The sequence below is a fragment of the Streptomyces sp. PU-14G genome, assembly GCF_041028275.1.
GTDB lineage: Bacteria > Actinomycetota > Actinomycetes > Streptomycetales > Streptomycetaceae > Streptomyces.
The window spans coordinates 1-9,095 of the sequence record NZ_JASKYT010000307.1 but is presented as its reverse complement, the minus strand read 5'-3'; the positions used below and the strand labels follow the sequence as shown (position 1 = coordinate 9,095).

The 9,095-nt window shown below is 72.8% G+C and carries 10 protein-coding genes; 6 read left to right on the top strand and 4 right to left on the bottom strand.

Going from position 1 to position 9,095, the window contains the following annotated elements; all coding sequences use genetic code 11:
* The 6 genes from sbnA to AB8Z75_RS26890 all read left to right on the top strand — a co-directional run.
* Nucleotides 1-951 (top strand): 2,3-diaminopropionate biosynthesis protein SbnA (gene sbnA, locus AB8Z75_RS26915; RefSeq protein ID WP_369206378.1); only part of this gene is annotated, 951 nt, incomplete at its 5' end.
* Nucleotides 952-1,079: 128 nt separating this feature from the next.
* Nucleotides 1,080-2,144 (top strand): hypothetical protein, encoded by a 1,065-nt coding sequence (locus AB8Z75_RS26910; RefSeq protein ID WP_369206376.1) that lies wholly within the window; start codon nucleotides 1,080-1,082, stop codon nucleotides 2,142-2,144.
* Between the two features lie 13 nt (nucleotides 2,145-2,157).
* Nucleotides 2,158-3,357, top strand: coding sequence for an MFS transporter (locus AB8Z75_RS26905; protein ID WP_369206374.1), 1,200 nt, complete (start codon nucleotides 2,158-2,160; stop codon nucleotides 3,355-3,357).
* Nucleotide 3,358: 1 nt separating this feature from the next.
* Nucleotides 3,359-4,624: an ATP-grasp domain-containing protein gene (locus tag AB8Z75_RS26900; protein WP_369206372.1), complete on the top strand. Its 1,266-nt coding sequence runs from the start codon at nucleotides 3,359-3,361 to the stop codon at nucleotides 4,622-4,624.
* A gap of 13 nt (nucleotides 4,625-4,637) precedes the next feature.
* A complete protein-coding gene (locus AB8Z75_RS26895; RefSeq protein ID WP_369206370.1) occupies nucleotides 4,638-5,201 on the top strand; it encodes a flavin reductase family protein in 564 nt (187 codons plus the stop codon).
* 131 nt (nucleotides 5,202-5,332) lie between these two features.
* Nucleotides 5,333-5,875, top strand: a complete 543-nt coding sequence (locus tag AB8Z75_RS26890) for a MarR family winged helix-turn-helix transcriptional regulator (RefSeq protein WP_369206368.1) — start codon at nucleotides 5,333-5,335, stop codon at nucleotides 5,873-5,875.
* On the opposite strand, the gene AB8Z75_RS26885 is transcribed toward AB8Z75_RS26890, so the two are convergent.
* The 4 genes from AB8Z75_RS26885 to AB8Z75_RS26870 form a co-directional block, all read right to left on the bottom strand.
* Nucleotides 5,797-6,921, bottom strand: coding sequence for a Rieske 2Fe-2S domain-containing protein (locus AB8Z75_RS26885; RefSeq protein ID WP_369206366.1), 1,125 nt, complete (start codon nucleotides 6,919-6,921; stop codon nucleotides 5,797-5,799). The two genes, AB8Z75_RS26890 and AB8Z75_RS26885, sit on opposite strands and share 79 nt — an antisense overlap.
* A 2-nt stretch (nucleotides 6,922-6,923) precedes the next feature.
* Nucleotides 6,924-7,157 carry a recombinase-like helix-turn-helix domain-containing protein gene (locus tag AB8Z75_RS26880; protein ID WP_369206364.1) on the bottom strand — a complete coding sequence of 78 codons (234 nt, stop codon included), beginning with the start codon at nucleotides 7,155-7,157 and terminating at the stop codon, nucleotides 6,924-6,926.
* A 34-nt stretch (nucleotides 7,158-7,191) separates the two neighbouring features.
* On the bottom strand, nucleotides 7,192-8,106 hold the full coding sequence (locus tag AB8Z75_RS26875) for a 2Fe-2S iron-sulfur cluster-binding protein (protein ID WP_369206380.1): 915 nt from the start codon (nucleotides 8,104-8,106) through the stop codon (nucleotides 7,192-7,194).
* Nucleotides 8,107-8,189: 83 nt separating this feature from the next.
* On the bottom strand, nucleotides 8,190-9,095 hold a 906-nt coding region (locus AB8Z75_RS26870), incomplete at its 5' end, for a thiamine pyrophosphate-dependent enzyme (RefSeq protein WP_369206362.1).

Below are 9,095 nucleotides of genomic sequence, written 5' to 3'. Positions count from 1 at the left end.
GTGGTGGACGACGTGTTCCTCAGGGCCACGGACGTGGTTCCCGGGAGGGAGTTGTTCCTCAAACTCGAAGGGCTGAACCCGGCGGGTTCGGTGAAACTGMAGACCGCGGTCGGCCTGATCGCACACGCGCAGCGCGGCGGGGTGCTGCGTCCCGGCGGGCGGGTCATCGAGTCGTCGTCGGGCAACCTCGGAGTCGCCCTCGGCGTGGTGTGCGCCGAACGCGGCTACCGGTTCACATGTGTGTGCGATCCGCACGTTCCCGAGCTGAGTGTCGCCTGCATGCGGGCGACGGGCGCGGAGGTCGTCCGGGTCGACAGGCGCGACGGGAACGGCGGCTATCTGCAGAGCCGCATCGCCTACATCCGGCAGCGGATCGCCGAGGACGCCGGTCTCGTGTGGCCGAACCAGTACGCGAACCCGGCCAACCCGGCCGCGCACAGCGCCCGCACCGCGTGGTCGATCCACACGCAGATCGGCCGCGTCGACTACCTCTTCGTCGGCGCCGGCACCACGGGAACGCTGGTGGGCTGCGCGGACTACTTCCGCGCGCACTCACCGGGCACCACTCTGGTCGCCGTCGACACGGTCGGCTCGGTGACGTTCGGACTCCCGCCGCAGCTGCGCCACGTGCCGGGGCTCGGCACCAGCCGGCGTCCCGAGTTGTGCCGCGGGCTCGATGTCGACCGCGTCGTCCACGTGCGGGAGAGCGACGCCATCAGGGAATGCCGTTCCTGGGCGGCGCGGCGCGGTCTCGTGCTCGGCGGATCGACCGGCTCCGTGCTGCACGCCGTCGCACAACTGCGCGCCGAGATACCGCCGGGATCCCGCGTCGTGGCGCTCTCACCCGACTTCGGGGACCGCTATCTGAAAACCGTCTACGACGATGCCTGGGTCGCCGCCCGCTTCGGTGAACCCGCCGCGTTGTCCCTGCGGACGTCGGCATCGGAGTGAGACCATGCGCATACCGGCGAAGCCCGACCAGCTCCGCCGTACGGACGGCGGTTGCCGCCGCTGAACGGCGGACTTGACCGCCGGTCGACGCGGTGCCCACTTCCGCGTCCGGAACGAGGGGGGAAAGAGTGAGGGACCATTGGGCGGACGACGTCCTGCCGGTGACCGAACCGGAAACTCTGAGGTTTCTGAGCCGCGCGGACGTGAGCACCTGCCTGCGCGAGATCGACGTGTTCTCCGTCGTGGCGTCCGCGTTCGTGGAACACGCCGCAGGGCGCACCGCACTTCCCGGTGAGGCGTATCTGGCGTGGCGGAATTCCGAGGATGCCTACAGCCGCTCCATCGGCATGCCCGGCGCGCTGTTTTCAGGCGAGGCGGAAGGGCGCTTCGGTATGAAAATCATCAACGCCAGCGTGTCGAATCCGCAGCACGGGAAGGAACGCGCCGGGGGTCTCGGCCTGTGCTTCGACGCGGAGACGGCGCGTGTGACGGCCTGTATGGAGGCGGGGCTGCTGAGCGCCGTGCGCACGGCCGTGGTCTCGGCCATCGCCGTGGAGACCGGAGGCTTCGCCTCGCTGGGCGAGGTGGCCGTGGTCGGCTGCGGCGCCCAGGCCCGGGCGCACCTCGCGCTGTTCCTCGCCCGCCGGCCCGGCATCCGGAAGGTGACGCTGCACGACCGCCGGGCCCACGTCGCCGAAGCCCTCGCCGCCTGGTGTGCCCGGCGTCACCCCGGCGTCCGCGTCGCCACCGCTCCCACCTGCGCGCGTGCCATGGCGGAGGCGGACACCGTGCTGTTCCTGACGACCGCGTCCGAGGGGTACGTACGACGGGAGTGGGTGCGGCCCGGCTCCCTCCTGGTCAACACCTCGCTCGGCGACCTGACCGACGAGGTCCTCCTCGGCTGCGACCAGCTCTACGTCGACGACGTGCGGCTCATCGCCGAGAACCCCCGACGCCCGCTGGGACGGCTCCTCGGCGAGCGGAGGGTGCTGCGGGATCCCACCCCGGGCAGGCCGAGCATCACCGCGACGTTCGGGCGGCTCCTCGCGGACGGCCGTGCCGCCCGGCCGCCCGGCCAGGGCTACACCGTGGCCAACCCGTTCGGACTCGGCGTGCTCGACGTGGCCCTCTACCACGCCGTCACCCGTCAGGCCGCCCGCGCCGGACTCGGCCGGACACTCCGCCTCCACTGAGGAAGCAGCGACGATGAAACAGCGCCGACCGTACCGACGCGTCCTGGCCACCCCCGGCTTCAAGGGCGTCTTCCTGCTCGGCCAGGCCCTCAAGATTCCCACGGTGGCCGCCCCCGGCGTGCTGACCCTGCACGTCTCGATGGGCCTGGGGCGGGGCTTCGGGGCCGCCGGACTGGTCGTCGCCCTGTGGACCCTCGGCATGGCCGCCGGCGCGCCCCTGCAGGGCAGGGTGATGGACCGGTGGGGAATCCGGCCCGCCTTCTGCGCCGTCATGGCCGTGCAGGCCGCATTCTGGGGCACCGCGGGGTGGCTGCCCTATCCTCAACTCGTCGGCGCCGCCTTCTTCGCCGGACTGTTCCTGGTGCCCGGCGGCACGCTGCCCCGCATGGCCATCAGCGCCCTGGTGCGCGAGGAGAACCGGCATACGGCCTTCGCGCTCGACGCCATGCTGACCAACCTCTCCTCGCTCGCGGCGCCGGGAGTGGGCGTCGTGGTGTCCGCGAACGTGGGCACGAGGCCCGCGCTGCTGGGGCTGGGAGCAGCCCTGCTGCTGGTGTGCTGCTGCCTCGTCGTTCGGGGCCCGCGGCACGGCCTGCGGGCGGACGCGCGAGGGGCGGCGCCCTCGCGCGGGCTGCGCGACCCGGCGCTGCTGATGGTCTTCCTCTGCGTCGCCGCCACCGGAGCCATGCTGTCCGGCAGCGATCTCGCCATGCTCGCGACGCTCCGCTCGGCGGGGCAGACCAGCTGGGCAGCCGCCGTCATGGCGACCTGCGTGACCAGCGCGGTGCTGGGCGGCCTGGTGTACGGAAGCCGCGAGAGGGCTCTCTCTCCCGCCTCGCTGGTCTGCGCGCTGGGGGTGCTGATGCTCCCGGTCGGCATCGTCGCCGACTGGCGCTGGCTGCTGGTCGCCCTCATCCCCTCGGCGGCGCTGGTCGCTCCGGCCTTCTCGTCCGCCGCCGACGCCGCGGGGCGGCTGGCCGGGCCGCGCGAACGCGCGACCGTGATGAGCGTCTTCGGCGCGGCGACGATGGTCGGTTCCTCCCTCGGCGCGCCCTTGGCCGGGGCGGTGTTCGACCGCGGCGCCGCACCGGCCTGTTTCGCCGCCGTCGGATGCCTCGGCATCGCGGCGGGCCTCGCGAGCCGGCGCGCGCTGAGCGCTCCCAACACCCCGAACGGCAGTGGCAGCGGCCACGAAGAAGAGATGAGGGTCTGAGATGGCACGAGCACCCAGGGTCGTCCTCGTCGACTCGTTCTCCCGGACGAAGTCGACGGCTGACGCGTTCGCCGCGGCGGGCGCGCAACTCGTCCGGGTCCAGAGCGGCAAGACCGTACCGAGGCTCTTCGCGGGCCCTGTGGACCTCAGCGCGTACCTGGAGAACATCGTCCACGACGGAGATCTGGCCCGCACCGCCGCACTGTGCGCCGCGCATGAACCGGCCGCCGTCGTCGCGGCCAGCGAGCCGGGCGTGGAACTGGCCGACGCGCTCAGCGCACAACTCGGGCTGCTGACCAACGGGACCGAGCTCAGCCAGGCCCGCCGGGACAAGTACCTGATGACCGAGACGGTGCGCCGGGCGGGCCTGGCCGCCGCCCGGCAGATCCGCCCCGCGAGCGCCGGTGAACTCCGCGAGTGGCACGAGGCGTTGGGCGGGCGCGTCGTCGTCAAGCCCCTCAGGTCCGGGGCGGGCGACGGAGTGCACTTCTGCGACACGCCGTCGGAGTCGGCCGCCGCCTTCGCGGCGCTCGACGGCGTCGTCAACGGGTTCGCGCAGGTCAACGACGGTGTGGTCGCGCAGGAGTACGTGCGGGGCACGGAGTACGTGGTCAACATGGTCAGCCGGGACGGGCGGCACCACGCGACCGACATCTGGCGCACCGCGCGGATCTCGGTCAACGGCATCCTCGACTTCGCCAGCTCCGTACACCTCGTGCGTCGCCGTGGCGAGGTCCAGGACCGGCTCGTCGCGTACGCGGAAGAGGTACTGGACGCGCTGGGCATCCGGCACGGCCCCGCGCACGCCGAGATCAAGCTCACCGAGTCGGGCCCGGTGCTGGTCGAGGTCGGGGCCCGGGCCGGCGGCGGGCGGCTCCCCCTGTACGTCAAGGAACTGCTCGGGGAGTCCCAGCTCGACCTGACGGTGGACGCCTACCTGGCACCCGGGAAGTTCCACGCCCGCACCGGCGGCGACTACCCGATCGGGCCGTACTTCGTGGTGGTCCCCATGGTCAGCCCCGTGGCGGGGATCCTGCGCGGCTACCGGCACCTCGACCGCATCAGGAAGCTGGAGAGCTTCCACGACATGAGCATCGACGTCCGGCCGGGAAGCAGGATCGTCCCCACCGTCGACGACATGACGCCCTTGCGTGTTCTGCTCAAGCACGACTCCGAGGAGACCGTGCTGCGGGACACCGGAACCCTCAAGTACCTGGACGGCGAGAGCTTCTACGAACTGGAGCCCGGTGCCGTTCCGATGCCGTAAGGAGCAACCGGAGATGGGGGAAGACAGCATGACCGCAGCCGCAGCGCACATCCCGCGCCCTTCGCACACGGGGGACCAGGGCGCGCCCGCCCCCTCGGCGCAGCGCGCGTTCCGCCACGTGCTCGGGCACTTCGCCAGCGGAATCACCGTCATCACCGCACCGGGCGAGGGAGGCGGCCACTCTCCCGCGGGCTTCACCTGCCAGTCGTTCTCGGCCCTTTCGCTGGACCCGCCCATGGTGGCGTTCCTGGTCGGCCGCACCTCGGCCACCTGGCCGCGCATCGCCCGGGCAGGCGTCTTCTGCGTCAACATCCTCGCCGCCGGCCAGTCTCAGCTGTGCCGCGCCTTCGCCCGCAGCGGCGCCGACAAGTTCGCCGGTGTCGGCTGGGACGCGAGCCGCGGCACCGGGTCTCCCGTGCTGCGCGGGGCCCTGGCGTGGATCGACTGCGTCATCGACGCCGTGCACACGGGCGGCGACCACTTCATCGTCACCGGCCGGGTCCAGCAGCTCTCCGCCGCCCCGCAGGGCGCCCCCCTGCTGTTCTACCGCGGTGCGGTCGGCGGCTTCCGCGCGTGAGGGCCGACGGAGTGCCGACCGTCCGCACGGGCGACAGCGCCCCGCGCTCGGCGCGGCCGGGGCGGTCGGCCGTCGAAATCTAGGCGCTAAGATTTCCTCGCTGTCACGGACACCAAAGGCGAGGGGGCGGTATGGCGGCGGGCAAGGCCGCGGGGCGGCGCGACGCGGTGGCGGGGATCATAGAGGACTGGGCGCGGGAGCGTCCCGACCTGGACACGGCCCCACTCGAGGTGCTCGCCCGGCTGCATCGTTCCTTCCTCCACTACAGCGCACGGATGCAGGGCCCCATCGAGCGGCACGGCCTCTCGGTGGCCGGGTTCGACGTGCTGACGGCGCTGCGCAGGTCGGGCGCGCCCTACCGGCTGACGGCGGGCCAGCTGGCCGACTCCGGGCTGGTCTCCTCGGCGGGCGTGACGCTGCGGATCGACCGGCTGGAGAAGGACGGGCTGCTGGTGCGTGAGCGGGACGCCGAGGACCGGCGGATCGTCTACTCGCGGCTGACGGACGCGGGGCTGGCCACGGTGGACGAGGTGTTCGCCGAGCATCTGGACAACGAGCGCCGGATGCTCGGCGGTCTCTCCCCCGCCGAGCGCCGTCAGCTGGCCCGGCTGCTGTCCAAGCTGGAGCGCTCCCTGTTGGACGCGGAGGTCCCCGACGCCGCCGGGGAAGCCTGAGCGGCGCTCCCCGCCGCCTGCTCCCCGGCTTGGCCCGCCTGCTCCCTGGCCTGACCCTGGTAGAGCCGGCGCAGCCGGACGACGCCCAGATCGTGCTGGTAGAGGTTCTCGCGCTGGTCGGCGTCGCGCGGCATCGCCTCCAGCATCGCGCGGTCCTGTTCCAGCACCTGCCAGTGCCGCTCCTCGATCAGGGTGCGGTACAGGAACCGCCAGGTGTCGCGCTGCCAGCCCGAGACGCGGCGGTAGCGCCAGAAGAAGACACCGGTGCGCCCGGCGTCGACGGGGCAGGCCATCCCGACGATGCCGAAAGGACCACCGGGCCCTGCCGAGGGCGGGTAGGGAATCGACAGGTCGACCCAGTCGACCCCCGTACGGCACAGCTCGACCCAGTCGAAGTTGACGCCGCGCTGGTCGGTCTTCTCGAAGAAGTAGCCCCGCTCGGTCTCCCTGATGCGGAACTTCGCTGTCGTGTCGCCGTCGTACATGGTGTGCGACTCGTGGTGCAGGAAGGCGCCGTGCATCGGGTCCAGCAGGTTCTCCATGGCGTACCGCCAGGGGACCTCCCACTCGGCGTAGCACAGGAACGAGGAGACCTCGGGGTCCGTCAACGGCTCGGGCAAGGTGAGCTCCACCGGCTCGGGATGCTTCTCGTCCCCGAAGTAGGCGAGGATGGCCCCGCCGATCTCCCGCACCGGCGGGGAGGTCACCAGCGTGCGGCCCTCCAGCGCGCAGCCGGGCAGCCCGGGGACGGCGGTGACGGTGCCGCCCCCGTCGACCTCGACGCCGTGGTACCAGCAGGCGATCCGGTCGCCCAGGTGCCGGCCCAGGGAGAGCGGAGCCCCGCGGTGGGGGCAGCGGTCGGCGAGCATGGCGAGGGTGCCGTCGGCGCGGCGGAACAGCAGCCAGTTCTCGCCCAGGGCCGTGACCTTGCGCAGCCCGCCGGGCCGTACGAAGTGGGAGGGGACGACCGGGTGCCACTGGTTGCGCAGCCCGTTGGCGTAGATGTGTTCGGCGCCTGCGGCGGTGGACAGCGGGGTGTGCTTCATGGTCAGGCTCCCAGGCGGTGCATCTCGGCGGTGAAGGTCTCCTCGGTCCACGGCTGCCCGTCGGCGGTGTGGACCTGGCGGGCGTTGAGTCCGGCGACGACGTCGGCCAGCTCGTGCCCGTCCTGGGTGAAGACCTCCTCCAGGGTGCGGGCGAGCTTGATCTCGTAGGGGGTGGGTTCGTGGCCGCGGGACTGGTGGACGTCCAGACAGGGCCAGGCGTGTTCTGCGGTGCTCATGGGCGGTCTCCAGCGGGTCGAAGGGGTGCAGGGGTCACATGTCCAGAACGAGCCGGTCCGAGGCGCATCGCGAAACGCAGATCATCATCGTGGCGTTCGCGGCCTGTTCGGCCTCGCTGAGGAGGAAGTCGCGGTGGTCGGGTGTGCCGTCGAGGACCCGGGTCTCGCAGGTGCCGCAGATGCCGTCGCGGCAGGAACTGGCGACGGGCAGCCCCGCGGCCTCGGCGGCGTCGAGGATGGAGGTTTCCGGCCCGACGCCGAGTGTCACCCCGGAGGCGCGGCATTCGACCTCGAAGGCCTTCTCGTCGCCGTCCTGGCCCCCGGCCCCTCCACCGGCCGGCGCCGCGAACCGTTCCAGACGCAGCTGCGCCGGCGGGCAGGCCTCCTGCACCGCGGCCAGCAGCCCTTCGGGGCCGCAGCAGTAGACGAGTGTGCCCTCGGAAAGTCCCGCGAGAGCTTGCCGAAGATCGATGGGGCCCTGTTCGTCCTGCGGTACGCACCGTACGGTGCCGCCCCGCAGGGCCGTCAGCTCCGCGCCGAACGCCATCGAGGTGCGGGTGCGGCCACCGTGCACGAGGGCGTACGGCACGCCCCTGCGGTCGGCCTCGCGGGCCATGGCGAGGATCGGGGTGATGCCGATGCCTCCGGCGAGGAAGACGTACGCCTCGGCCTCCTCCAGCGCGAAGTGGTTGCGCGGGCCGGTCACCGTCACCGTGTGGCCGGGCCGCAGCGCGGTGTGGATGTGCCGCGAACCGCCGCGTGAGGCGGGCTCGTCGAGCACACCGATCCGGTAGCGGCCGGTGTCGCGAGGGTCTCCGCACAGCGAGTACTGGCGCGTGTGTCCTCCACTCGACACGTCCAGATGGGCCCCGGGCGCCCAGGGGGGCAGCGGTTTGCCCTCGGGGTGGACGAGTTCGAGCGAGAGGACGGCGTCGGCCTCCCAGGTCATCCGGTGGACGAGCAGGTCGAGCCGCGGTGCGTCGCTGCCCTCGGTCGGCTCGGTCCCGGTGGGATCGGTCACGGGGTTCCTCCTCACGCACCTGCGGCGGGGATCTTGACGGGCGGGGTGAAGGGGGTCTTCATGGGGCCGAGCGCCGCCAGGTCGACCTCCACGAGTGTGGGTCCGTGCGCCGCGACGGCCGCGCCCATGACCGGTGCGGCCTCCTCGGGTGCGGCGATCCGCGCGTACGGCAGGCCGCAGGCGGCGGCGAGCCCGGCGAAGTCCGGGGTGCACAGGTCGACGCCGCTGCGGCGTGCGGCGTACGCGTCCTGCATGTTGCGCAGCACCCCGTAGCCCCCGTCGTTGAAGACGAGGAGCGTCAGGCGCGGGCGTTCCTGGGCGAGGGTGAGCAGTTCGCCCAGGTGGACGGCGAGACCACCGTCCCCCGCGAGCACCACGGCCGGCTCCTGCGGGCGGGCCAGCGCGGCACCGATGCCCATGCCCAGGCCCTGCCCGATGCCGCCGCCGCGCGGAAAGACGTTGTCGCGCGGGTCGTAGAGCTCCAGCAGCCGGTTGCCCCAACTGGAGGAGGCGATGGTCACGTCCCGGGCGACCACGGCCCGGCGCGGCAGTGCGGCGCGCAGCGCGTCGCAGACGGCGGCCTGGGGCCCGAGGGTGTCGTGCAGCGCGGCGCGCACGTCGGCGCGTACGCCGCGCACGCGGGCGCCCCAGCTCTCCTCCGCGCGCGCGTCGCCGGGCAGCGCGGCGGTCAGCGCCCCCAGGACGCGGGCCGCGTCGCCGTGCAGCGGGTGCGTCACCGGGTAGACGCGGCCCAGCGCGGCGGCGTCCGCGTCGATCTGGAGGTGGGTGGCGGGCAGGGCGAGGGCGTAGTCGGCGGTCTCGTTGGAGCGGAAGTGGGTGCCGACGGTGAGCAGCACGTCCGCGTCGGCCCGCAGCCCGCTGTCGGCAGGGTGCGGGAGCGCTGCCCGCGCGGGCGG